Source organism: Marinomonas sp. 63XJN7_7_ISO-PGPR-S23-202 (genome assembly GCF_056173505.1).
Genome location: NZ_CM149677.1, coordinates 4,488,420 through 4,514,405, shown reverse-complemented (window position 1 = coordinate 4,514,405; position 25,986 = coordinate 4,488,420). Strand labels below are relative to the sequence as shown.

The 25,986-nt window shown below is 45.0% G+C and carries 19 protein-coding genes; 6 read left to right on the top strand and 13 right to left on the bottom strand.

What is annotated here, in order from left to right:
- Positions 1-36: 36 nt before the first annotated feature.
- From ppk1 to AC0VYG_RS20770, 3 genes are all read right to left on the bottom strand, one after another.
- Positions 37-2,253 carry a polyphosphate kinase 1 gene (ppk1, locus tag AC0VYG_RS20780; RefSeq protein WP_475429793.1) on the bottom strand — a complete coding sequence of 739 codons (2,217 nt, stop codon included), beginning with the start codon at positions 2,251-2,253 and terminating at the stop codon, positions 37-39.
- 199 nt (positions 2,254-2,452) lie between these two features.
- The gene (gene hemB, locus AC0VYG_RS20775) at positions 2,453-3,442 is read right to left on the bottom strand and encodes a porphobilinogen synthase (RefSeq protein ID WP_475429792.1); all 990 of its coding nucleotides are present in this window, start codon (positions 3,440-3,442) and stop codon (positions 2,453-2,455) included.
- A gap of 136 nt (positions 3,443-3,578) precedes the next feature.
- Positions 3,579-5,504 (bottom strand): ATP-binding cassette domain-containing protein, encoded by a 1,926-nt coding sequence (locus AC0VYG_RS20770; RefSeq protein ID WP_475429791.1) that lies wholly within the window; start codon positions 5,502-5,504, stop codon positions 3,579-3,581.
- A gap of 234 nt (positions 5,505-5,738) precedes the next feature.
- On the opposite strand from AC0VYG_RS20770, the gene hslO reads away from it, so the two are divergent.
- Positions 5,739-6,614 carry an Hsp33 family molecular chaperone HslO gene (gene hslO, locus AC0VYG_RS20765; RefSeq protein WP_475429790.1) on the top strand — a complete coding sequence of 292 codons (876 nt, stop codon included), beginning with the start codon at positions 5,739-5,741 and terminating at the stop codon, positions 6,612-6,614.
- 51 nt (positions 6,615-6,665) lie between these two features.
- On the opposite strand, the gene AC0VYG_RS20760 is transcribed toward hslO, so the two are convergent.
- A complete protein-coding gene (locus AC0VYG_RS20760; protein ID WP_475429789.1) occupies positions 6,666-7,067 on the bottom strand; it encodes a CBS domain-containing protein in 402 nt (133 codons plus the stop codon).
- Between the two features lie 455 nt (positions 7,068-7,522).
- On the opposite strand from AC0VYG_RS20760, the gene mqo reads away from it, so the two are divergent.
- Positions 7,523-9,001 carry a malate dehydrogenase (quinone) gene (gene mqo / locus AC0VYG_RS20755; RefSeq protein ID WP_475429788.1) on the top strand — a complete coding sequence of 493 codons (1,479 nt, stop codon included), beginning with the start codon at positions 7,523-7,525 and terminating at the stop codon, positions 8,999-9,001.
- Between the two features lie 160 nt (positions 9,002-9,161).
- Positions 9,162-9,431: a YfcL family protein gene (locus AC0VYG_RS20750; RefSeq protein WP_475429787.1), complete on the top strand. Its 270-nt coding sequence runs from the start codon at positions 9,162-9,164 to the stop codon at positions 9,429-9,431.
- 103 nt (positions 9,432-9,534) lie between these two features.
- Here the strand turns inward: AC0VYG_RS20750 and AC0VYG_RS20745 are convergent, their stop codons facing one another.
- The gene (locus tag AC0VYG_RS20745; RefSeq protein ID WP_475429786.1) at positions 9,535-10,275 is read right to left on the bottom strand and encodes an NAD(P)H-flavin reductase; all 741 of its coding nucleotides are present in this window, start codon (positions 10,273-10,275) and stop codon (positions 9,535-9,537) included.
- Between the two features lie 136 nt (positions 10,276-10,411).
- Positions 10,412-11,677, bottom strand: coding sequence for a transcription termination factor Rho (gene rho / locus AC0VYG_RS20740; RefSeq protein ID WP_067021009.1), 1,266 nt, complete (start codon positions 11,675-11,677; stop codon positions 10,412-10,414).
- 497 nt (positions 11,678-12,174) lie between these two features.
- Here rho and ppx point away from each other — a divergent pair, with 497 nt between their 5' ends.
- Positions 12,175-13,692 (top strand): exopolyphosphatase, encoded by a 1,518-nt coding sequence (ppx, locus tag AC0VYG_RS20735; protein WP_475429785.1) that lies wholly within the window; start codon positions 12,175-12,177, stop codon positions 13,690-13,692.
- 15 nt (positions 13,693-13,707) lie between these two features.
- Here the strand turns inward: ppx and AC0VYG_RS20730 are convergent, their stop codons facing one another.
- Positions 13,708-14,010 carry a hypothetical protein gene (locus AC0VYG_RS20730; protein ID WP_475429784.1) on the bottom strand — a complete coding sequence of 101 codons (303 nt, stop codon included), beginning with the start codon at positions 14,008-14,010 and terminating at the stop codon, positions 13,708-13,710.
- A 256-nt stretch (positions 14,011-14,266) separates the two neighbouring features.
- Here AC0VYG_RS20730 and amt point away from each other — a divergent pair, with 256 nt between their 5' ends.
- Positions 14,267-17,323: an ammonium transporter gene (gene amt, locus AC0VYG_RS20725; RefSeq protein WP_475429783.1), complete on the top strand. Its 3,057-nt coding sequence runs from the start codon at positions 14,267-14,269 to the stop codon at positions 17,321-17,323.
- A gap of 203 nt (positions 17,324-17,526) precedes the next feature.
- Positions 17,527-19,551, top strand: coding sequence for a hypothetical protein (locus tag AC0VYG_RS20720; protein WP_475429782.1), 2,025 nt, complete (start codon positions 17,527-17,529; stop codon positions 19,549-19,551).
- A gap of 145 nt (positions 19,552-19,696) precedes the next feature.
- Here AC0VYG_RS20720 and AC0VYG_RS20715 read toward each other — a convergent pair whose 3' ends face one another.
- The 6 genes from AC0VYG_RS20715 to AC0VYG_RS20690 are packed head-to-tail and all read right to left on the bottom strand — an operon-like array spanning position 19,697 to position 25,521.
- Positions 19,697-20,071: a Na+/H+ antiporter subunit G gene (locus AC0VYG_RS20715; protein ID WP_475429781.1), complete on the bottom strand. Its 375-nt coding sequence runs from the start codon at positions 20,069-20,071 to the stop codon at positions 19,697-19,699.
- A gap of 8 nt (positions 20,072-20,079) precedes the next feature.
- Positions 20,080-20,349, bottom strand: coding sequence for a K+/H+ antiporter subunit F (locus AC0VYG_RS20710; protein ID WP_067020951.1), 270 nt, complete (start codon positions 20,347-20,349; stop codon positions 20,080-20,082).
- Positions 20,343-20,828: a Na+/H+ antiporter subunit E gene (locus tag AC0VYG_RS20705; RefSeq protein ID WP_475429780.1), complete on the bottom strand. Its 486-nt coding sequence runs from the start codon at positions 20,826-20,828 to the stop codon at positions 20,343-20,345. The genes AC0VYG_RS20710 and AC0VYG_RS20705 overlap by 7 nt, the downstream gene beginning before the upstream one ends.
- On the bottom strand, positions 20,825-22,336 hold the full coding sequence (locus AC0VYG_RS20700) for a monovalent cation/H+ antiporter subunit D (protein WP_475429779.1): 1,512 nt from the start codon (positions 22,334-22,336) through the stop codon (positions 20,825-20,827). Before AC0VYG_RS20700 ends, AC0VYG_RS20705 begins: the two co-directional genes overlap by 4 nt.
- Positions 22,337-22,720: a Na+/H+ antiporter subunit C gene (locus AC0VYG_RS20695; RefSeq protein ID WP_475429778.1), complete on the bottom strand. Its 384-nt coding sequence runs from the start codon at positions 22,718-22,720 to the stop codon at positions 22,337-22,339.
- 2 nt (positions 22,721-22,722) lie between these two features.
- The gene (locus AC0VYG_RS20690; protein WP_475429777.1) at positions 22,723-25,521 is read right to left on the bottom strand and encodes a monovalent cation/H+ antiporter subunit A; all 2,799 of its coding nucleotides are present in this window, start codon (positions 25,519-25,521) and stop codon (positions 22,723-22,725) included.
- Between the last annotated feature and the right edge of the window lie 465 nt (positions 25,522-25,986).

Below are 25,986 nucleotides of genomic sequence, written 5' to 3'. Positions count from 1 at the left end.
ATCAGAGCCTTATATGCCTACAAGATAAAGATAGCGTTATCGCGTATTGTCGGCCAATTCGCTTAGCAAAGCCCGTTGCGCGCTGCGGTATTCGCCTTTGCGAGGTTTTGAGAGTTGATATGAACCGTCGCTCTGTAGAATCCAGCTTTGGGTATTATCCGATAAATATAATTCCAGCTCTTTTTTCACACGACGAGATAAACTGACGTCTTGAAGTGGGAAGGCAACTTCTATTCGGTTATTCAAGTTTCGATCCATGCCATCGGCACTGGATAAGTACACTTGAGGGTTACGGTTGTTATAGAAGTAGTAAACGCGAGTATGTTCAAGGAAACGACCAATGACACTGCGGACGCGGATGTTGGAAGACACGCCTTTGATGCCTGGGCGAAGTGTACAAATACCACGAACGATCAAATCAATCTTCACGCCCGCTTGAGAGGCTTTGTATAACGCTTGAACCAACCGTTGCTCCGTCAAGGAGTTTACTTTGATGATGATACGAGATGGTTCGCCTTTTTGAGCATTTTCTGCTTCGCGGTTAACCATGTCCAACAAGCGATCACGTAGTGTGAAAGGAGCATGTAAGAGCTTTTTCACCTTGAGTTCTTTGCTCATACCAGTCAGCTGTTGGAAAACTCGATGCACATCGTCGCCGATTTCTTTGTCACAGGTCATGAAGCTATAGTCAGTATAGAGACGGGCGTTACCAGCATGGTAATTCCCTGTGCCTAAATGTACATAACGCGTTAGCTCTGAGCCTTCTCTTCGAACGATGAGGATCATTTTCGCATGGGTCTTATGACGAACAACCCCATAAACAACAATCGCCCCTGCGTCTTGTAAGCGGCTAGCAAGGGCTAAGTTTTCTGCTTCATCAAATCGTGCCCGTAGCTCGATAACCACCGTTACTTCTTTGCCGTTACGAGCGGCTTCAACCAACGCGTTGGCAACAGGAGAACGCGCTCCAGTACGGTAAAGTGTTTGACGAATCGCTACGACATTAGGGTCTTTGGCTGCGTCACTCAATAAATCGATAACCGGTGAGAAGCTTTCGAATGGGTGCATCAACAGGTAATCGCGTTGGCGAATGGCTTCAAAAATACCGCCTGAGCTGGCGAGTTTCCTAGGCAGCCCTGGAGAAAATGGTGGATACATTAGATCTGGGCGATCGACTAATTCTAATACGGCCAATAAACGGCTTAGATTGACTGGGCCGTCGATACGGTACAAATCTTGTTTTTCAAGGTCGAACTGCTTGAGTAAGGAGTCAACAATATGCGCAGGGCAGTTATTAGCGATTTCTAAACGTACTGAACTACCATAATGGCGGCTTTGAAGTTCGGTTCTCAGCGCCCCTGCTAAGTCGACACCGATATCATCTGAGTCCACTTCTAAGTCAGCATTACGGGTTAAGCGGAATTGATAACAGCCTTTTACTGTCATACCTGGAAACAGTTGATCCGCATGGGCGTGAATGATAGACGATAGGAACACAAGATTATCGCCGTTTTCGCACACATCATCGGGCAATTTGACCAAGCGAGGTAATGAGCTGGGGGCTGGGACGATGGCTAAGCCATTCTCACGACCAAATGCATCACGGCCTTCTAACTCCACCACAAAGTTAAAGGTCTTGTTGGCGAGCCTTGGGAACGGGTGAGCAGGGTCGAGTCCAATGGGGCTAATAATGGGTAGGACATTATCCCTAAAATAGCGTTTTACCCAGGCGGCTTGTTTCTCATTCCAGACGGTACGACGAATAAATTTAACGTTTTCATTGGCCAGTTTAGGGAAAATAATATCATTAAGAATGCGATATTGGCGGCGTACCAGCTTATGTGCATGTTCACTGATTAAGCTAAGGACCTTTTTAGGGTGCATGCCGTCTGGACCATTTTTTTCACGGCTGTACTCAAGCTGACTTTTTAGGCCGGCAACACGTATTTCAAAAAATTCATCCATGTTCGAGCTAAAAATGCACAAGAACATAAGACGGTTAAAGATAGGATGATTTTCATCCATAGCTTGTTCAAGCACACGGGCATTAAATTGCAGATGGCTGAGTTCACGGTTGAAATACAACTCGGGATCGGCCAAGTCAATTTGTTCGGGTAAGCGCTCTTCTATGGCAACTTTATTAGGGTCTTGAGGCTGCTCAGGAATGGGTTCTAATACCAATTCTTCGGCCTCTACTAATGGCGTTGCAGCCGCCTCCTGTTTTTCTATTTCGTTCACAGACTGTTCAGACATGCGCTTTCATAACTCCCAAATACCGTCTTCTCATATTATTGGTATCTTGCTTTAATGCCTATCTAGGAAAGAGTAGGCATTAACTAACAAATTACACTAACGCAGCCTAGAAACCTATAGTTCTGTGTTGCTTTGAGTAAATTTTCCTCATGTCCGCTGGCGGTTACCTATCAAAAACCAGATCAGCACAAGAGATAAATTATCCTTTTAGCAAACGGGCTGCGTCTTTTGCAAAATACGTTAAGATGCCATCGGCACCTGCACGCTTAAATGCCACTAAGGATTCCAAAATAACGGAATCTTTGTCTAACCAGCCATTTTGAAACGCTGCCATGTGCATTGCGTATTCGCCACTGACTTGGTAAGCAAAAGTGGGTACTTCTAATTCTGTTTTGACGCGACGGACGATATCCAAATAGGGGAGGCCAGGTTTGACCATCACCATATCGGCGCCTTCGTCTATATCTAGCATCACCTCACGAATGGCTTCGTTTGAGTTGGCAGGATCAATTTGATAGGTGAATTTGTTGCCTTTTCCTAAATTGCCGCTAGAGCCAATGGCATCGCGAAATGGGCCATAGTAGGCGGATGCGTATTTGGCTGCGTACGCCATAATCAGCGTATTAACGAAGCCCTCTGCTTCGAGTTCATCACGAATTTCACCAATGCGACCATCCATCATATCTGAAGGGGCCACCACGTCAGCCCCTGCTTTAGCATGAGAGAGCGCTTGTTTGACAAGCGTTTCTACGGTGATGTCGTTTAATACGTAACCTTCTTCGTCGATGATGCCGTCTTGTCCATGAGTGGTGTAGGGATCCAACGCCACGTCCGTCAATACGCCCAATTCTGGAAACGCGTCTTTTAGAGCTTTTACTGCGCGTTGTACCAATCCATTGGGATTGTATGCCTCTTTCGCATCAAGGGATTTTTTATCACCAGAGATCACGGGAAACAGGGCAATCATAGGGATGCCTAGTGCTACAATGTCTTTGGCTTCTTCGAGCAAAATATCAATGGACACTCGTTCAATGTTTGGCATGGAAGGAACGGCTTCTCTTACCTTTTTTCCTTCTATGATGAACATGGGGTAGATGAGATCGTCAGCGGTTAAGCGATGCTCTCGCATGAGGCGTCGTGAAAAATCGTTTTTACGCATGCGACGCATACGGGTATATGGAAAGGTCATCCAATATCTCCTTTTCGCTTGAATAAGAATGTACTTGATTTATGTGACAATCTTAAGTCATTGTTGATATAACTACTGTGTATTATCGCAACGTTTAATCACTTTCCCCAATTAAGTCTTTGTTTTGAGTCGACGGCTAGTTTAGTTGTGCCTGGGCGTCCTCCAGTTCTTCTTGTGCTTCAAACCACGCCTCTTCGTTTTCTTCTAGGGCTTTTTTCCATTTGGCTTCCTCACTGAGGAGTGTCTGCAGTTTGCCTCGTTGCTCCGCTTCATATAGGGTCGCATCCGTCATGGCATCTGATATCTTGTCTAAATGGCTTTGAGCGGTCTGAACGGCTTTTTCATATTTTTCTATCTGCTTACGAAGAGGGCGTAATTTTTCACGCATCTCCGCCGCTTTACGGCGCTCTTCTTTGCGGTCTACTTTCTCCATTTTATCTGGGTTCTGTTCATTTTTTTCGATCTGAGCCGCGTTAGCTTGTCTTGCTTGCAGCCAAGCATGATAAGCCGCCAAGTCACCCTCAAAAGGTTGAATGTGATGATCGGCAACAAGATAAAATTCATCAACGGTACTGTTAAGCAGGTGACGATCATGGGAGACCAGCAAAATGGAACCAGGGAACTCTTGCAGTGCCTCGGTGAGCGCTTGGCGCATTTCGATGTCTAAGTGGTTAGTGGGTTCGTCAAGGACCAATAAGTTGGGTTTCGTCCAAGCGATTAATGACAAGGCAAGACGTGCCTTTTCGCCACCGGAGAAACCTTTCACCGGACGAAGCGCATCATCACCGATAAAGCCAAAACCCCCCAAATATCGACGAATATCGCTTTCTAAGACCTTCGGGGTAAGACGCTGGATGTGCAGTAATGGCGAGGCCTCTAAATCCAGTGCACTTAATTGATGTTGAGAGAAATAGCCTATTTTTAAATTCTCACCCGTGACGCGATCTCCCGAGAGAATAGCCAGTTCGCCCACAATGGATTTAATCAACGTCGATTTACCCGCGCCGTTGGGACCAAGTAAGCCGACACGCTGCCCGTCCCGCAGGGCAAAATTGCTGTTGCCAAGTTGAATTGATTGCTCGCCCGTCGGCGAGGTATAGCCCAAATCGGCTTGCGATAAATTGATCAAGAGTTGAGACGTTTTTTCAGCCACGGGGATGGAAAATGAAAATTGCGAGTCGATGTGGGCAGGGCCAATCAGCTCCATTTTTTCCAACATTTTTAGACGACTTTGAGCCTGCTTAGCCTTTGTGGCTTTGTAGCGGAAACGGTCCACATATTGTTGTAAGTGGGCACGTTTGGCCTGCTGGCGCTCGAAGTTAGACTGTTGCTGAGCCAAGTGCTCTGAGCGCTGGCGTTCGTAATCGGAATAGTTGCCTTTATAAAGGGTCAACTTTTTTTGATAGAGATGGACAATGTGGCTGCAAATACCATCGAGAAAATCCCGATCGTGTGAAATCAGTAACAAGGTGCCTGGGTATTGGCGCAACCAGTTTTCCAACCACATTACAGCATCTAAATCTAAGTGGTTGGTTGGTTCGTCCAATAGCAGTACATCAGATGGGCACATTAACGCCTTGGCAAGGTTTAAGCGAATTCGCCATCCCCCAGAAAAATCGGCGACGGGTTTATGCATGTCTGACATTTTAAAGCCGAGACCTTGCAAGAGCGTTTCTGCACGGGATTGTGCGGTATAGCCATGGGCGCTTTCATACTCGCCAAGCCAGAGGGCATGGTCGTGGTGATTGTCTTGTGCTTGGGCTTTGGCAATGTTGGCTTCGATGAGGCGCAAATGGTCATCACCGTCGAGGCAATAATCCAAAGCACTGCGTTGTGTTTCTTCGACTTCTTGAGCCATAAAAGCAATACGTCGTTGGCCTGGGAGAATGACCTCACCGGTATCGGCGCTTAGTTCACCGCGAATCATTGCGAACAGAGAGGACTTGCCAGCGCCATTCGCGCCGATCAACCCTACCTTTTGGCCTTCAAAAATGGTGAGGTCGGCCTCTTCCAAAAGAAATTGTGTGCCACGTTGTAAACTGACTTCGCTAAATTGGATCATAAAACAGGGAATCTCTAAACGTCGGTAAAATATCGCTATATTGAGGATTAACATTTGCGTCTTGGTATGCATTTTAGAGGGCGACACGGGGAAACGAAATAGCCGTTAGCAAGTTTTCTGTTGAGATCCTAATTAGTTCATGCATTAAGGTAGATGATTCACAAGCTCAAGGGTAAAATGCGCAGCAATATTATTTGAACTTTACTCACGCCCAACGAGGCGTAAGGTGATTTTGTGAACAGTGCATTGATTAACGAGATTCAGCGATTTTCTTTTGATAAGACCAACGTGCGTGGTGAACGCGTGTTATTGAGCAGTGCCTATCAAGAGATTATTAAACGAAAAGTTTATCCATTGGGTCTGGAAAAATTGTTGGGGGAATTTGTCGCCGCGATCGCACTGCTACGCGATATTATTAAAATCGACGGTGTATTATCCATTCAGGCAAAAGGCAATGGTTATTTGTCTGCCTTGATGGCCGAGTGCGATGAAAAGCGTAATCTACGAGCTATTGCCCAATGGGATGAGGCGCAAGAGGTGCCTGACGTCATTTCGCTAAAAGAAGTGTTAGCTGGTGGTTACCTAGTGATCACTATTACTCCCCGTAATGGTCAGCGTTATCAAGGTATTGTTGAAATTGTCGGAGCGTCTTTATCTGAATGTTTAGAGCAGTACTTTCAACAGTCTGAACAGTTGCCAAGCCGTATTTGGCTCGCAGCAAATGGCGCGCAATGCGCGGGATTGTTTTTACAACGTCTGCCTGCTGAGCAAGCACAAGAGGGGGATGAGGATGCCTGGGCGCGTTTTACTCACTTAGCCTCTACGGTGAAAGATGAGGAGCTGCTGGGGTTAGATACGTTAGAATTATTGCATCGCTTATATCATGAAGAAGATGTTCGTTTGTACGATACGAAGCCCATGCAGTTTGGTTGTTCTTGTTCTCGTCAGCGAACTTTGGAAGCGGTCATTTCGATTGGCACGGATGAGGTTCGACAGTTGTTGATTGAACAAGGCAGTATCAAGGTGGATTGTCAGTTCTGTGCCGAGAAATACGAATTTACGGAAGCGGATTTAGTGGATTTACTAGGTGACCAAGCACAAACCCACTAATGGTTTTGTGGTTTTCATCAGTTTAGCCAGTTAACACGCTGTATTAGGCTATTAAAAAGTCGCGTGATGAATCAAATCTCGCCATGAAATAATGCCGACGACATGATTGTCTGCATCCACCACTGGCATACAAGAGATATCGACTTTCCCCATCCATGAGATGACTTCCTCTATCGGCGAATGTTCTTTTACCGTTAGAGGTTGTCGTGTCATGACTTGATGGGCGGCATGATTGAGTGTCTCCGTATCTCTTGATTGTTCTGATACGCTGCCGATAAAAGGACTGATAATTCGTAACAGATCACGATCGGAGATGATGCCAACTAACACATCATTTTCCAATACGGGAAGATGGTGAAACCCTTTTTCTTCCATAAGCTCAATCACCTCCGTTAAGCGCGTATCCATATCGACGCAAACGACATCACGAACCATAATATCTCTTGCTAGCATGACACACCTCCAAATGGGTATAAGGATGGCGAAACCCAGTGCCTTTTTGATACTTGTTAGTAACAGAATTGATCTTATTTATATTGAATATCGTTTTATATATATATCGGTCATTTTTGAGAAATCTTTATTTAAATGTAGAGAAAAAGCGTTAATTTTTGATGAAAATCCTATAAAAGTGTAGATCTAGGCAAAGCGAACAGCACTTTTAGCGACGATCTTAATGTATGCTCCCAAGACATTGTCGGTAAAATCCGTATAATTAAAGAACACCTGCTTCAGAATCCTGGATAAGGTTATGCGTCTCAGGTTGTTATCAATCGATTAACGGCAAGAGTCGCTCTGAGGAGAGTGGCACAAAGTATGACAGTATTTCTACATCAATCACTGCTGGCCAAAAGCCTTCTTTCGTATCACTCTCAAATTCATAATTGGCTATGACACGGCGAACCCATATGACCTCAAATTCTGTAGACGTTTTGTTAGTCGGGGGCGGTGCAATGAGCTCCACCCTAGGTATGTTACTCAAGCAACTAGACCCAAACCTGGCTATTACCATGGTAGAACGCCTGGACGGTGTTGCCAAAGAGAGTACGGATGGCTGGAACAATGCAGGTACTGGTCACGCTGCATATTGTGAGCTGAATTACACGCCTAAAAATGCGGATGGCAGTGTCAATATTGATAAAGCCATTACCATCAATGCGGCATTTGAAGTGAGCCTGCAGTTTTGGTCCTATCTAGTAAAAGAAGGTAAGCTGCCAGCGCCTAGTCAGTTTATTAATCGTGTCCCCCATCAAAGTTTTGTATGGGGACAAGACAATGTGGATATGCTTAAAGCGCGTTACGAAGCCATGAGTGCTCACCCTGCTTTTAAAGAGATGCAGTTCACAGAAGACAGAGAAAAATTGCGTGAGTGGGTACCACTCATTATGAACAATCGTGATACAAAAGAGCCTCTTGCAGCGACACGTATCGAGCATGGTTCAGATGTTAACTTCGGGGCGATTGCCCGTAATATGGTTAACACGCTGCAAGATATGGAGAACTTCGAGCTACGAGTCAATGCGGAAGTGAATCGCATTGACAAAAAACAGGATGGAACTTGGGATGTGCTGGTACACCAAAATGGTTCTACACAACGTTTCAATGCCAAATTTGTTTTCCTAGGTGCAGGTGGTGGTGCATTACCATTGCTACAAAACTCTGGTGTCGAAGAAGGCAAAGGGTACGGTGGGTTCCCTGTTAGTGGTCAATGGCTTGTTTGCGAAAAACCAGAGATAGTTAAACAGCACTTTGCGAAAGTGTACGGTGCAGCACCAATTGGTGCGCCGCCAATGTCTGTTCCCCATTTGGATACTCGTGTCATTGATGGTAAAAAAGCCATTTTGTTTGGGCCGTTTGCAGGCTTTACGACTAAGTTTTTGAAACAAGGCTCTGTTTTGGATTTTCCAATGAGCATGCGCTTGAATAACTTAGCGCCAATCTTATCTGTGGGCAAAAATAACATGGATTTGACCAAGTACTTGATCAGCGAAGTACGTAAGAGCCACAAGGATCGTTGTGATTCCCTACGTGACTTCTTTCCTGATGCGAAAGATGACGATTGGAAATTGGCCTACGCAGGTCAGCGCGTCCAGGTGATTAAAAAAGGTCAACACGGCGGTGGAATGCTGCAGTTCGGAACCGAGGCGGTTGTTACAAAAGATGGCTCGTTAGCCGCTCTATTGGGGGCTTCCCCAGGAGCATCCACAACTGTCAATACCATGATTGATATTCTGGAAAAATGCTTCCCCGAGCGGATGAAATCACCGCAATGGCAAGAAAAAATGAAACAAATGATCCCTTCTTATGGTGAGTCTTTGGTCGAAAATACTGATCTGTTATTGTCGATTCGTCAAAATACACTTGAAACCTTGAATCTTAAACCTTAAAAGTATCAGTCTTACTGAGTACAAAAAAGCTGGACTTTATGTCCAGCTTTTTTCTATTCCTAGAGAGTAATGGCTAGAGATTAGTAGAGAGCATTGCTCTGCAAGGTGTTTCACTGGGGATTCCCAACACTTACAACGGAAAAATAACAGGAAAAAGCATATGACAATGACCTTTTCTGAACGTGCTGATCAGCTTTGTGATGCGCTGCGCGAGATAGAACATCAGGCAGAAGAAGGCGATGAACTTTTTTACTGTGCTTACCTATTAGGATTATTAGGGCTGCATAGCAGTGCAGAAGGCGAGGGACAGGCTGAGTTCGATGAAGCATTTGAAGGAACATTAAGGGATACTTTAGAGGCAGAAAACGTCAGCGAAGCCGATCAAACGTTAATTTTGAGTTTGTGGCACAAGACTCGCGAAACGGTTTAAGTTTCTCTTATTTAGAGCTTATAACGGGCTGAGATAAACAACGACTATTAATGGCTTAATGGTTGTTGTTTATCTTTATGACATATAACAAGTAAGTGAAGCATTACAATACTGGCTTGTTTGGATGGGGAGCAAAAGCAAACACATCCGATAAGCAGTTTTCTGTTTTTAGATGGTGGCTTTCGAGTTGGTCCAGCGTGCCATAAACCATGTTCACCGAGCCACTAATGATGGCTAAACTGTCGCTTAAATCGGGATGGTCTTCTAATACGGCCTCGTATAACCAGCCTGTTCTGCCTTGCCAATCGATATTTGCTTCGTTGACAACCACATCAATAGAAACTGACGTATGCTGGTGTTGTGCTCGCTGAATCCAGTTTGTCATAAAAACATCCTCTGGGGTTCTCACTCCCCAATAAAAAGAGATGTTTCCTTGATAGTTTTGTGCCAGCAAACTCTCATAGATGCTCTTCATCTGCGCAAAACCAGTCCCCCCCGCGATCAATAGAAGGGGCTTCGCTTGCTGAGCGTGTTGTTGAAAAGCATCGCACGCTATATGGCAATCGCCACCCGGTATTTTGAGCTGAATCGCCACTTGGTTCTTAATATGCTCAATGACTTTCTGTGCCAATGAGTTTGACTCTGAGACTAAAATATACAGAGAAAGCTTAGGCAGTTCATGGGGAGCGCTACCAATGGAGTAAGGGACCTTTTCACCGGAGGGAAGAGCAATCATCAAATATTGGCCCGCTATAAAGGTCACCTCCTCGACCTGTAACGTGACTTCATAAACGTTATGGTTTATTAATGCTACTGAGCTGACTGTTGCGATGACGTCTTTCAATGTGTTGCTCCATGGCCTAACTCAATTGTCAAAATTGAGTCATATTATCGTTATAATCTCGTTTTATACCGCGTGTGAAGGTAAAAAAAAACCACTTCATAAAAGTGGTTTTCCGATAGTCCCGAATATATCGAGCCTATTTGTTTTTGCCTTTCATGGATTCAAAGAATTCGTCGTTCGTTTTCGTCACACGCAAACGGTCGATCAAGAATTCAGTGGCGGCAACATCTTCCATAGGGTTCAGCAATTTGCGCAGAATCCACATACGTTGTAGTTCGTCTTCAGAGGTCAGAAGATCTTCACGACGGGTACCAGAACGACGGATATTGATGGCAGGGAAGGTGCGTTTTTCCGCAATCTTACGATCAAGGTGCAACTCAGAGTTACCGGTCCCTTTAAATTCTTCGAAGATGACCTCGTCCATTTTGGAACCCGTATCTACCAAAGCGGTTGCGATGATTGTTAAACTGCCGCCTTCTTCGATGTTACGAGCGGCACCGAAGAAGCGTTTTGGACGTTCTAGAGCGTTGGCATCGACACCACCGGTCAAGACTTTACCGGAAGATGGGATCACGGTGTTGTAAGCACGAGCAAGACGGGTAATGGAATCCAGTAGGATGACCACATCACGTTTGTGTTCAACAAGACGTTTGGCTTTTTCGATGACCATTTCTGCCACTTGAACGTGACGACTTGGTGGCTCATCAAATGTAGAGGCAACCACTTCGCCACGAACAGTACGTGACATTTCGGTCACTTCCTCTGGACGTTCATCAATCAGCAGAACGATCATATGACATTCTGGATTGTTGCGAGTAATGGCATTGGCAATGTTTTGTAGCATGAAGGTTTTACCCGCTTTTGGTGGCGAGACAACCAAGGCACGCTGCCCTTTACCCATCGGTGCTACCAAGTCAATGATACGTGAGGTCACGTCTTCAGTGGAGCCGTTGCCAGCTTCCATGACTAGGCGTTCATCGGGGAAAAGAGGGGTAAGGTTTTCAAAAAGAATTTTATTGCGTACGCTTTCAGGCTTATCGAAGTTAATTTCGTTAACTTTTAACAGGGCAAAATACCGCTCGCCATCTTTTGGTGGTCGGATCTTGCCGGCAATAGTATCGCCTGTGCGAAGGTTAAAGCGACGAATTTGGCTTGGTGATACGTAGATGTCATCTGGTCCTGCCAAGTAAGAGCTGTCTGGAGAACGTAGGAAGCCAAAGCCGTCTTGCAGAATCTCTAGTATACCGTCACCGTATATGTCTTCCCCACCTTTCGCATGTCGCTTGAGTATGGAGAAAATGACATCTTGTTTGCGCGAGCGGGCCATGTTATCCAAGCCCATTTCTGCGGCGATATCTAAGAGTTCGTGTACTGATTTCTGTTTTAATTCGGTAAGGTTCATAAACGGGTTTTGCATTAGCTCATCTTGAAGGACAATTGACGGGACTAGCCTCTAACGATGCTAATCTATGTCTGAAGTATTTAACAAAGTATCAGTATTAATCCGCACAAAACAGTAGCCAATGCAATTATGCTAGCTAATGCTTTTGTTAACCCGAAATAGGGGCAAGGCCAATACTGCGCGAAACGATTTGATTGGAGTCTTAAAGCCCAAGAGCGACGGCCTTTTGCTTTAAGACACTAACTACTATAGTTCGACTTAAACGTAAGGTCTATAGGAAATCATGCGAAAAAAAGGTTTTTTTGGTAATTTTTTGATCAAAACGTCTCAAAACTAACTTTTTTTCGCAAAGAATACAAAAGATTTATAGGACTATATCATTCTTTTTGATGATTTAGTGTGCTTTTTTGCCTGGGATGTTCGTCTCTTCTATTAAGAGGCTACAAACAACTGATATACTTTCTTTTACAAGATTTTTACTGAAAAAAGGCTATCGGATGCAGTCCCTCTTTTTGCAACAGTCACATGATTTTCCGTTTGAAAAAATTGCCGCCATTGATTTAGGTTCAAACAGTTTTCACATGGTTATCGCTCAAGTCACGCACGGACAGTTGCGGATTACGGGTGAATTTGGTGAGAAAGTACAGCTAGCAGCAGGTTTAAACAACAACATTTTAGATGACGAATCACAGCAACGAGGACTGGACTGTTTGTCTCAATTTGCGCAAGTTATAGAAGGCATGCCGCCGGGCTCTGTTCGTGTCGTGGGTACCAATGCGCTTCGTGTTGCGAAAAACCGCTACGATTTCATTGGTAAAGCGATGGATATCATGAGTCATCCGGTTGAAATTATTGCGGGTCGAGAAGAAGCCCGTTTGATTTACGTCGGCGTGTCGAAAACCATGGACCATGGGGATTTAAAACGCTTGGTAGTGGATATTGGGGGAGGGAGCACCGAGTTTATTATCGGTCATCAATTAGAGCCCTTTCTCACCGAAAGCCTGCATATGGGCTGTGTCAGCTTTCGTCAGCGATTTTTCCCTGACGGCACTATCACTAAATCGAATTTTCAAAAAGCCGTTACGGCCGCGCGTCTGGAATTATTAAGTATTCAGGATGATTACCTAGAGGAAAAGTGGGACGTGGCCATTGGCTCTTCTGGTACGATAAAAGCAGTTTTTAATATCGTCAAAGAAAATAACTGGAGTAAAAAGGGCATTACCCCTAAATGCCTTAAGCAAATTCAAAAAGCGCTCTTCAGTGCGGGTCATGCCGACAAAATTGATCTCCCAGGCTTAAAGCCAGAACGAAAAACCACTTTTGCTGCGGGGATAGCAATTCTCTCAGCGGTGTTTGAATGTTTTGATATTAAGCTAATGGACTTCTCTACGGGAGCGTTAAGGGAAGGGGTGTTATACGACATCATGGGGCGTTACGCGGAATCGGATATTCGGGAACGTACGGTGAACTATATGTTGAGCCAATATCATATAGATACTGAGCAAGCGAAATTAGTTACCCACACAGCCTTATCGGCCTTGGCCCAAGTAAAGGATGATTGGGGATTGAACAGTATCTCCAGTGAGGACTTGCTGCGTTGGGCGGGGTTGTTGCATGAAGTCGGATTAGGTATTTCCCATAGCCGTTATCATAAGCATGGGGCCTATATCATCAGCGAGTCTGATATGCCTGGCTTTTCTCAACAAGAGCAGCAAGCCTTGGCAAACTTGATTTTACGTCATCGCCGTAAATTCACCCAATCTCTTGATTTTCGATTCACGAAAAGTGATCAACAGGATTTGGATCGTTTGTCTATCTTATTGCGCTTAGCGATCTTGCTGCATAATGATCGCAAAGAAGGCGACATGCCCATTTTTACCTTAAAAGCCGACGATAAACATTTGCATGCGGACTTTCTTCCGGGCTGGTTGGATGGCCGACCTCTCACCTTAGCGAATCTTCAGAGTGAGGCGGATTACTTGTCTGCAGTCAACTACACTTTGACTTTCAGCTAACCCGATTAACGAGCGTTAAAGAATAGACTCAATGGAGCGATACATAGCAATCGCTTCATTGCGGGTCAGTCCGTTAACGGTCGCCGATTTGCCAATACTAGACGTCACTTGGATGGATTCGGTTTTTGGCTCGTCTTTATCTTTGTCTGGTTTCGCTTGTAACTGCTGATTGATTAGCTGTGCTTTTGCCGATAACTGTAGGCTTTCTCGTGACTGGGCGGGATTCTGCCCAGACGAGTTACTCGCCAATGCTGCAGAGATTGGCGCCGTGGGTAATATTTTTGACCAGTCATTGTAAGACACTGAGGAGACGCTCATAAGAAGCTCCTAAATGTTAATTTGTTTAATTATTGTTCAGTTTTTGTCGAAAAACAACTATTCAGGTTTTTCAATACGCACCTATTCCTACTTATTTTCGCATTTTAGCCTTCATGCTATGGATAGCGTAAAGGCGGCTATTATCTTGTTCTACCAACTGAAAAAACAAAGTTGGCGTGAGTATTGAATACTCTTTTCAAACCATCGAGATATGTTGGTTTTTTTTGCTTATCCTTGTTTGTAGTAGGAACGTTCTATGCCCGAATTTGCTTGGCTTCTTATCACTGCTGCGTTGGTTTTTACGATGCAAGCAGGGTTTTTGTGTCTAGAGAGTGGTCGTATTCGTAGTAAAAACAGTATTAATGTGGCCGCGAAGAATATTTCAGACTTTATTATTTCAGCCATTATTTTCTGGCTTTTCGGCTTCGGCCTCATGTTTGGACATTCTGCATTCGGGATCATTGGCACCAGTGAATTTGTGTTTGGAAGCCATAGTACTCCTTGGCAAATCAGTTTTTTTCTCTTCCAGCTTATGTTTTGTGGAACCGCTGCTACCTTAACCTCGGGAGCGGTAGCAGAGCGCATGAGCTTTGTAGGGTATTTAGCGGTCACGGCGATTTTGATGGCTTTTATTTACCCTGTGACAGGGCATTGGGCTTGGTCTGGAGCCTTTGATCCGACGGGGCAAAAAGGCTGGCTGCAAGCAATGGGTTTTGTGGACTTTGCTGGATCCACTGTCGTCCATTCCGTCGGTGGCTGGATTGCCTTAGCGGCGATTATGATTATCGGTCCAAGGAGGGGGCGATTTGAGCAAGGTACTCACTTGCCTCCCGGTAATAATTTACCGCTTTCCGCATTGGGAGTGCTGTTGATCTGGTTTGGCTGGATTGGTTTTAATGGGGGAAGCACCTTAGCATTAAACAATGATGTCCCCATTATTATTTTGAATACATTTTTGTCGGCCGTCTGGGGGGCGCTAACGGCTTCGCTGATAAATTATCTACGCGATGGCTATTTTGAGGTGGGCTTTATTCTTAACGGCACCATTGCTGGTTTGGTAGGGATTACTGCATCCTGTCATGTGGTGACGCCGCTGTCGGCTTCGATCATTGGTATTGGCTCTGGTGTGGTCGTGTACGTCGGCAGTATATTAATGGAAAAGTGGCGTTTAGATGATGCCCTTGATGTGGTGCCTGCTCACTTATTTGCGGGCATTTGGGGAACCTTAAGTGTGGCTTTATTTGGTGATCCCCAAAAACTACAAACAGGCTTAGGGTTTTATCAACAGCTAGGGGTACAAGCATTAGGTATTGTTGTCATTGGCTTATATAGTTTTGTTGTCTCCTATGTGTGTATGGTATTGCTGAATAAAGTCATGCCTCTAAGGGTCAGTAAACAAGATGAAGAAGACGGTTTGAACGTTGCAGAACATAGAGCAACAACAGAACTGTTTGATCTTCTGACCTCAATGCAGTATCAACAAAATAATGCCGATTTTTCATCCTCCGTTCCTGAAGAGCCTTTTACCGAGGTAGGGCAAATTGCTCGTAAGTACAACCAAGTTATTGATCGAGTAAATCAGGAAATCGCCCAGCGGGACGAAGCATTATGGCGCTTTCAAGAAAGTGAAATGCGTAAAACGGCGATTCTTAACTCCTCTATGGATTGTATTGTGACGATTGATCATCAAGGCGATGTAATCGAGTTTAACCCTGCCGCTGAACGCACATTTGGATGCCTTAAAAAACAAGTAATGGGCACCAGCTTTATCAATACCTTTGTTCTGGAAGAAGACCGTCCTGCTATTTTAGAAAGTTTAAAAATGGGGTTTTCTTCATCAGGTGGTTTGGTATTGAACCGACGTAACTCGTTTCGTTTACAGCGTGATCTTCATAATCATTTTCCTGCTGAAATCACCATTACCAAAACAAAAACCGAGTCGTCCATGCGTCAGGAAGAGTTCACTTTGCATATTCGTGATGTGACGCGTCAGCATAAATTACAAGAAAGGCTGCGTTTTTTAGCTTACAGCGACCCATTAACCAGTTTGCATAATCGAACTTATTTAATGGAGCGGCTAGTATCCGCTTTATCGTTTGCTGCAAAGCATCATACTCGTGTGGCCTTGCTCTTTTTAGACCTAGATAAATTCAAAAATATTAATGACACCCTAGGGCATAAAGCCGGTGATGAGTTGCTTTGTGAAGTGGCAGGACGGCTCACCTTGGTGTGTGATGAATCCGATATCATTGCTCGTTGGGGAGGGGATGAATTTATTCTGATGATGACAGAAAAGGTTACAGAAGACGCTACGCTTCAGCGCGCCCAGCAAATACTTCAGTCGATGCGTGAGCCTTTCATGTTAAAGGGGCAACTGTTTAATATTCCGACCAGTATTGGTATTACGCTGTCAGATAAGTTAACCATGGATGCCGATAAACTGATTCAGCAAGCCGATATTGCCATGTACTGGGCAAAGGAAAATGGGCGGGATAATGCGCAAATGTTTGTACCTGAAATGGCTAAGGTGGTGACCAATAAATTTAGGCTAGAAAGAGAAATGCACGAAGCGCTTTCAATGGATCAGTTCTATTTGGTCTATCAACCTAAAGTCGTTCTAAATACCCCCGATATTGTTGGGCTAGAAGCCTTGATTCGTTGGCGTCATCCTTCATCTGGCGATATTTCTCCCTCAGACTTTATTCCCATTGCCGAAGACTCGGTGCTTATTATTAAAATTGGCGAATGGGTGATTGAAAATGTGCTAAAGCAGTTAGCCGAATGGCGAACGCTGAAATTAGGTTTAGTCCCTGTCTCAGTCAATATTTCTGGGCGTCACCTGCTTAGTGAAGGCTTTATTAATTATATTTCTAAACAGTTGGCATGTTATCAAGTGGATGGGCACTTACTGGAAATCGAAATCACAGAAGGGGTGCTGCTAAATGATATTGAAAGTTGCATTAGAGTCATGACTGAGCTGAAAGCCCTCAATATTAAAATTTCGTTGGACGATTTTGGAACCGGTTATTCCTCTTTGAATTATCTGAAGCGGTTGCCTTTGGATGTGTTGAAGATTGATCAAGTGTTCGTGGCAGAGTGTGAGCAGCATGGAGAAGATAAAACCATCTGTGAAACCATCCTTCATCTGGCGAATAACTTAGGCTTGTCTTGTGTGGCAGAGGGGGTGGAAACGGCATTGCAGGTTCAGTTATTGAAAAAAATGGGCTGTCAGGTTTACCAAGGATATTATTTTTACCCACCTGCTCTAAGGGAGGATATTACGATTTTGCTTAGGGAATTAGCGGAGTCTTAAGTCTCTTTACTTTTTGTTACAAATTGGAAAATATCTATTTTTACTCATTGCTTACTTTATATTTAAATAGTGCTATTGTGCTAAACAATGACCAGTGAGTAAAAACGACCACTGAGTAAGCGGCGATTGCACTCATTATTCAAGATAAAAAAATTATAATGAACTAAGATTACAGAATACAGTGATCTTAATAGGGAAATTTTATGAACCGCGATAATCTACCCATAGAACATTTCTTTTTTACCGAGCCTAATTTAGAAAAAATCCTTGAAAACCTAGACGTTGTTCGCCAGCAAATCCACCCGGTCATACCGGATGAAGAGTTAAATGTAGAGCAAAATTTCCCTTCGGTATGTCTTGTTGGTCTTGGGCGTTGTGGTTCTAACATCGCCTTGGAGGTGGCTACCTTGGTTTATAATGCAAGAACCAGCTACCTTCACGAAGTGGAATACCATGAGAAACAAACGCAAGAGAGTGATCTCAAGTCGCTCAATTGGATTCGTAAGAAGTTTTCCATTGATAAAAAATCCAGCTCAACACCACTCTTTTTGATTGAGCCCATTGTCATGTTAGGCGATTTGGATAAAGACATTGAAGGGCGTATTCGTTTTTCTAGTCAGACGGGACGGGCGCAATTCCTGGAAGCCTACCGCAAATTGCAGATCATGGACTTATCCGAAGTGCACGCTGGTGGTGCAGGTAATGCGCCCATTTTGGGGCAATATCTCGCCAAAATCATTCTTAATAAAGATACATCCAGCTTTCGCAATGATAGTTGGCGTCACATGCATTCTTATCTAGTGGACTCTTGTGGCATCAAAGCGAATCAATCGCGTTTGTATTTTTATATCTTCAGTGCGGGTGGCGGCACCGGATCGGGGATGGCGTCTGAGTTTGGTTTGGCGCAGCAGTTTTCCTATTTAAGTAAAACTTTTGATTATCGAGCAGAGTTAAACAAAGCGGTGGATAAACGCCATAGCTTTGTATTTGAGCCGATTTTCACGTCAGGTATTTGTATTTTGCCGAATATCTCCGGCAAGGATATTGATATTTCTGAAGCATTACACATTAACGCAGGACGTTTGCTGACGAAATATGTCTCAGAAGAATGGGATTTTTCCTATAACGAAGAGCGAGATAACGACGAAGATCCCGAAAACGTCATGCAGCGTATTCGTCCTTGGAACTCCATGATGCTGATATCGAACGATATCATGCGCTACGCCGAGGAAGAAGATGGCAACGATGTGGAAGAAATTGACGTGAATACCATGGAGAAATATGCCAACCAGTATATCTCTCAACAAATCTTTAACATCTTAACGGCCCAAGCCGTTACCACAGATTACGATGAGGATTACTTCCGTCGTGCGGGTATCGACATCGCCGAAACCATCCGCTTGGATGCCAATGATCTATTCATGAGTTTAGCGGGTCCCGTAGCCGTTGCTTATGCAGAAAGTGTGGTCAGAAAGAAAGGCCCCATGAGCGAAGTGGACATTGATGATTTGTTTTGTCGCTCTATCGAACTCCCGCACTTTAACGACGATACCTCGGCGATTGAGGGCATCAGTGTGCTGCCTGTAGAGTCCGACCGTTACCGTAACTGTATTCAGGATTTCCGTAAAAGCCAGTACGATTCCAGTAAATTAAACAATCTACACTTCTTTAAAAACTGTTCGTCCATTGTGTCGATTATTTCAGTACCAAGAGACTTTAAATTATCCTTCACGGCGATGAATCGTTTAAAAGTGCAGTTAAACCGCTTGTTCCCCAATACGACCTTAAAGCGTTATGCCTTGGTGATTGGGGCGTCGGCGAATTTATCATTAACTACCTTGATTGCCAAAAGTCCGTGTTTGAGTGATGACTTTTTAACCTTGATGGTATCGTACATGAAACGCTGCTTTGCTCGTGATGAGTATCGTTATAGCGATGAGATTGATAAAGCCATTATTGGCTTTATTCAAGGCGAGGTGTTTGATGAAGAGGAGGTGGAAAAATACTTCTTTGAGTATGAAAACCCAGCGAAAATTCTCGATACTAACTGGTACGCCATCAAACCCATGTATGAGAAAAAATACCGCGAATTGATCGAAGATAACGAGCGCTTTGTGTCCATCAACGATATTCGTTTGGACATGAAAAACGTGAAAAATGCGATTAAATACCTGCGTGAAATTTACCGTCATCGTATCAGCAAAACCAATATGTTGTCACTTAACTAGCCTCTCTTTATATCGAGAAGCCGTACTGGTGGTATAACAGTATAGTGGTATAGCAAGTGCCCTCAAATAAAAAACCACGGTGTCAGTGACAGCGTGGTTTTTTTGACCTTAGAATAATGTAATCGAGTCGTTGGTTAAAACTCTGTTAGGCTTCATCGCTCTCTTTTGGGGCTCGTCGATCACGTATTTTGCTAACCAAATGGGCATTTTTCGTTTTATCTAATGGAGGGGTCTCATGATGAATGGCGGTTTTGGCGATCATATAAGCCGCGACCGGTGCGGTAATCAATAAGAACAGAGTAATGAGGAGTTCGTTGACCGAAAGGCTACCATTCTGATAGCTGTGAAAGATCATAGAAGACAATAAAACCCCAGTAATGCCTAGCGTGCTGGCTTTCGTTGGACTGTGTAAACGGGTAAAAATATCGGGTAGTCGTGCTAAACCATAAGAGCCAAGCAACAAAAACACACCACCAATCAGCAGCAAAACACAAATAATGATTTCGAGATATAACGGCATAATCAATCCTATTCTATGATGTCGCCACGAAGTAAGTACTTACATAATGCGGCGGTACTGACAAATCCGAGCATGGCGATTAGTAAGGCGGCTTCAAAATACAAACTAGTACCCACGTAGATGCCATACATTAAAATCAGCGCAATGGTGTTGATGTACATGGTATCTAGCGCCAAGATCCGATCCGAAATGGTTGGCCCTTTAAACAGACGCCATAGGTTCAAGAACAAAGCGATACAAATGAAAACGGCGACAATAAACAGAGTCCAATTTAGCATCCGAAAATCTCCTTAAGAGGGGCTTCGTAGCGGGTTTTAATCAAATGGATCAAGTCGGCTTCTCCCTCCAAATGCAGAGCGTGGACATATAACCATTGCTTGTCTTTAGAGATTTCAGCACTCACCGTGCCCGGTGTCAGGGAGACTGTGCTGGCTAAAATGGTGATGCCCAGATCGGAGCGAATGTTGATAGGAACCGCGACAAAACCAGGCTCTAAATGTTTGATGGGACGAATGATCAGCCAAGCAACCTCAATGTTTGCCACCAAAATATCGTACATCACCATGAATACGTAGCGCAATGCACGCCATGGTTTGAGGATCTTAGGGTGCTCATCGCGCATGCCATTAACGAATAACGGAATGGCAATAGCAAAAAACGCAGCGAGCACAATATGGCCAGCACTGACTGAATTATTTAAGAGTAGCCACACCACAAACAATAGCAGGCTGTGAAAGGGCATAGGAAAGACTCTCATGGCGTCGCTCCTGGTAATAAATCATAAGCCGAAGCATTAAAATCGTGTAAATAGTTCGCGGCGTTTTGTGTGTAATCCGTGATGTCTCCACCAAACACAACCATCAGTGGCAAAGCGACTAATAATAAGCCAATGGCGATAATCTCTAAGGGCTTTGCCGTATTCACATCGCTACTGGTGTTGCCATTGTGGCGCCAAAACATGGTGGTACCAGCGCGAGAAAATGCCACTAAAGCTGCCAAACTGCTGACGAGAATCAACGGCCATACCCAAGCAGATTCTGCCGTTGTATGGGCAGATTGTAGAATCATGATTTTTCCGATGAAACCGGAGAGCGGCGGCATGCCAATCATGGCCAGTGCACAAATAGCAAAGGCAAAACCAATCATTTTAGGCTGCATAAATGGACGTGAACGTACAAAGCGATCCTCCGCTTGACCGCGCTGACGCGCGATGACATCCGCCAGTAAGAAGAGGGCAGAGGAGGCGATGGTACTGTGAACCAGATAATACAGAGCCGCCGATGTTGCCGCTGCAGAATGAATGGCCGCGCACACCAATAAGCTGCCGCTGGAGACGATCACCAAGTTGGCCGTTAAGGTTTTCAGCCCAGGGCTGGCGATGACCCCAATGGTGCCGATGGTGATGGTCAAAAGCGCCAGAGGCCATAACCAAGGTGTGGCGATATTCGCCAGTTCCCCCGCATGGTCGCCAAAGATCACCACATAAACGCGAAAAATACTATAAATGCCGACCTTGGTCATAATCGCAAACAGGGCCGCAACGGGGGCACTGGCGCTGGCATAGGTACGAGGTAGCCAAAAATGCATGGGTAACATGGCGGCTTTGAGTCCAAATACGACTAATAAAAGCGCCGCACCGGTTTTCGCCAGCGTTGCATTTTCACCTTGTAGGGTGCCGACTTTGACCGCAAGGTCCGCCATATTCAGCGTGCCCAAGGTGCCATAAATAATCCCTAAGCCAAACAGGAATAAGCTGGAGCCAACCAAATTAAGAATCACATAGTGTAATGCTGACTGAGTTCTTGGCTTGCCTCCGCCGTGAACCAATAGTGCATAGGAGGCAATCAATAAGACTTCGAAAAAGACAAAGAGGTTAAAGATATCCCCCGTCAAAAAGGCGCCGTTAATACCCATTAACTGAAACATGAACAGCGGATGGAAATACGCGCCTCCTTTGTCATGATCATTTAACGCGTACAGCATGACCGCAAAGCCTAGAAAAGACGCCAAGGTCACCAGCAAGGTCGAGACAGGGTCCGCCACCAATGCAATACCAAAGGGTGGTTGCCAATCGCCCAGTGCATATAAATGAATGCCTTTCATCATCACTTGATGCAGTAAAAAAGCCGACGATATCAGCAAGGCGAAGGTACCAATGACAGATAAAATCCGCTGTCGCTGAAGGGTCTTCGAAAAGGGTGGTAGCAGCATCAAGGCACCACACAGCAACGGAATCAGAATAGGAAAAATGCTCAAATGCTGCATTTATTGACCGCCTCCGGTTTTGTGAGTGGTATTGCCCTTTTGCAGGATCGGGGTTTTAGGTTTGGGCACTTGGCCGTCAACATGATCATTTCCCAAGTCTGCTCGGGCGCGCATGGCCAAAATAACCACAAAAGCCGTCATCGCAAAGCCAATGACGATAGCCGTCAGAACCAAGGCTTGAGGTAATGGATCACTGTACTGTTCAGAGCGTCCTAAGACTGCAGCGGCATTAAGCTTTAAGCGACCACTGGCGAACAGAAATAAGTTCACGGCATAAGACAATAAGGTTAATCCTACGACCACAGAGAAACTGCGACCTCGTAACGTCAAAAACACACCACAGGCGGTGAGTAGGCCAACGGAAAATGCGTAAATACCTTCCATAATTATTCATGCTCCTGTTGAGTAGGGCGCTCGCTAGTGGTCAACTTACCTAAATTTGCCAAGATCAACATGGTGGCTCCCACTACGGTGAGGTACACACCAAGGTCAAATATCATGGCGCTGGCCAGTTCGAACTTACCAATGAGTGGTAAGGAGAAATAATCAAACCACGTGGTGAGGAAGGGACGATTAAACAACCAGCTACCTAAGCCACTGAGGGTGGCAATAGCAATGCCACTGCCGATCATGATCTGATAATCCAGCTTGATGCGTGTTTTTACCCACTCCACACCGTGGGCAACATATTGTTGAATAATGGCCACCGATGTGATCAGGCCAGCGATAAAGCCGCCGCCTGGTAAATTGTGACCCCGCAAGAAAATGTAAGCTGAGACCAACAAGGCCAATGGTAGCAAGCTTTGAGAAATGACCGCCAACAGTATGGGGTGCTTGTCTTCCGCCCAGGGGCGGCCTTGGTAATCTCCTGATGGCATATAAAGTCGCATTCTGGCGATGAGTTTATAAATACCCAGTGCCGCAATGCCCAGTACGGTAATTTCTCCTAAGGTATCAAAGCCACGGAAGTCCACTAAGATGACGTTCACCACGTTGGTGCCACCGCCGCCGGTTTTACTGTTTTCGGTAAAAAAGGTCGAAATGCTGTCCAGCGGACGCGTCATCAAGGCATAACAAATGGTGCCGACGGTACCACCGACAAAGGCCGCTAGACTTAAATCACGAACCACACGGCGTGGGGAAGACTCTTTCGGCGTTTTTTGCGGTAAGAAGAAGAGTGCTAGGATCAGCAAAATCACGGTGACAACTTCTACAGACAACTGAGTCAACGCCAAGTCAGGGGCTGAGAATTTTGCAAAAGCCAATGACACGATCAATCCCACTACCGATAAGGTCAATAGAGAGAGCAAGCGACGTCGATGCCAAATAACCGTTGCTAAACCAGATAAACACAATAGAACCGCTGCCGTAATGGATAACGCATCGACGGGAATCTCAGGACGCAGTCCTGCCGTTGCATTCAACCTCATCAGCGGAATGGTGGTCATCACCACGGCTAATAACAAGGTCAAAAACGCATAACGCTGTAATGAACCATTTTCAGTGAATGCAATAAACTGGCTCGCTCGACGGGTAATGTACTGGACAGCACTTTCAAACACCAATTTAGGGTCGCTAGTAGGGAACTGTGCTTGGAACTTGAAAAGGTGCTGGCGATTCGCATAAACAAGCAAGCCACCGCACATCGCGATAATACTCATGAGTAAAGGGAAATTGACACCATGCCAAATCGCTAGACTGTAACTGGGGACAGAGCCATTCAGCGTCGCAGACGCCGCAGCGTAGAGCAAGTTTCCGACCATCACACTTGGGAAAATCCCCACGAGTAAACACAAGGCGACCAAAATTTCCACTGGCACTCTCATATAACGAGGGGGTTCATGGGGCGTTTTAGGCAAATTAATGGGGTCGCCGTTAAAAAAGACATCGTGAATAAAGCGCATGGAGTAAGCGACGGAAAAAATCCCGCCAAGCGTTGCTAATACAGGGACCATCCAAGATAAAGAGCCTAACGATGCTTGGTGCAAGGTCTCCGTAAAAAACATCTCCTTAGATAAAAAGCCATTCATCAAAGGAACCCCAGCCATGGATGCCGACGCGACCATGGCCAGAGTTGCCGTATAGGGCATAAATTTCCACAAGCCATTCAGTTGACGCATATCGCGCGAGCCGGATTCGTGATCGATGATGCCCGCCGCCATAAACAAAGAGGCCTTAAAAATGGCATGGTTAATCACATGGAAAAGTGCTGCCACGGCGGCTAAATCCGTTCCCATGCCCAATAAAAGCGTCATTAACCCTAAATGACTGATCGTAGAGTAGGCCAGCAAGCCTTTTAAATCGTGCTGAAATAAAGCGATGTAGGCGCCTGTTAAGAAGGTCGCCAAGCCCGTTAAACTGACCAACATAAACCACAAATCGGTATCGGCAAGCGCGGGGTAAAAACGTGCCATCAAGAAAATACCGGCTTTTACCATGGTGGCCGAATGTAAGTAAGCACTGACTGGCGTAGGGGCTGCCATGGCATTTGGTAGCCAAAAATGAAAAGGAAACTGGGCCGATTTGGTAAAGGCGCCTAGCAGCACCAAGACTAAAATGATGGGATAGGCCGAGCTGGCTTTAATCATATCGCCGCTGTTTAACACCGTTTGTAAATTGTAACTACCAACCGTATGACCGAGTAAGATCAACCCCGCGAGCAAGGCCAAACCGCCTGCTCCCGTCACCGTCAACGCCATGCGAGCCCCTTTACGAGCCTCGGATTTGTCTCCCCAAAAGCTGATCAGCAAGAACGAGCTGATACTGGTTAACTCCCAAAAGAACCAGAGTTGGATCAAATTATTCGATAGCACCACCCCTAACATGGCAAACATAAAAAGGATGAGGTAAGAATAAAATTTGCCGATAGAGTCTTTTGCCGACAAATAGTAGCGTGCGTACAGAATAACCAGCAGACCAATGCCTAATATTAAAATGGAAAACAGCAGAGACAAACCGTCTAGTCGGAAGGCCAGTTGTAAACCAATGGCAGGTACCCAAGGGATGGACGCAAAAAAACGTTCACCATGAAAAATTGCCTCGGTATGGGACAGTACCAAAAACAAGGTTAAGGCTGGTAAAACGGCGGTTAAAAACGCACAGGCAGTACGGCTAAGTCGCGACGTAATAAGTGGAATCAAAGTGCCAAGTAAAGGCAAAAAAGGTAACCAGATTAAAGACTTCACTGTTCAACACCTTTATAAACGTGACGGCTGTAAAAGGGGGAATCCATAAGCAACATAATGATACTCGTTCCTATAAAATGCATAATCCTACTATATCGAAGCCAATTTACGGCGGCTAGTTATGTCGGTCATGTTTGATTTCAAGACGCCTATCTAAAATGAGAATGATGAATGAGCCTCCATGGGCCAAGAGTCGACAAAATACGCTTTCTCCTCGCTTTGTTATTAATGTGCCTCCGCCAGCTAATGTCTGTAGATGGCGATGTCTTATGGACTATTATCTATCAAAGAGAGCGATAGCACTGTTACATAACGTAAACGCTTCCCAATCTCGACCAGAGGATAGCCGTCATGGCGTCGAGGTGATGTACGATACGAGCGGATAGGAAAAAGAGAGCGGCTAGTAAAAAGCGCTTTTCAGGAAGGGCTGAAAAGCGCTTTGTCTTTTTAGTGAGTCATCGTTTA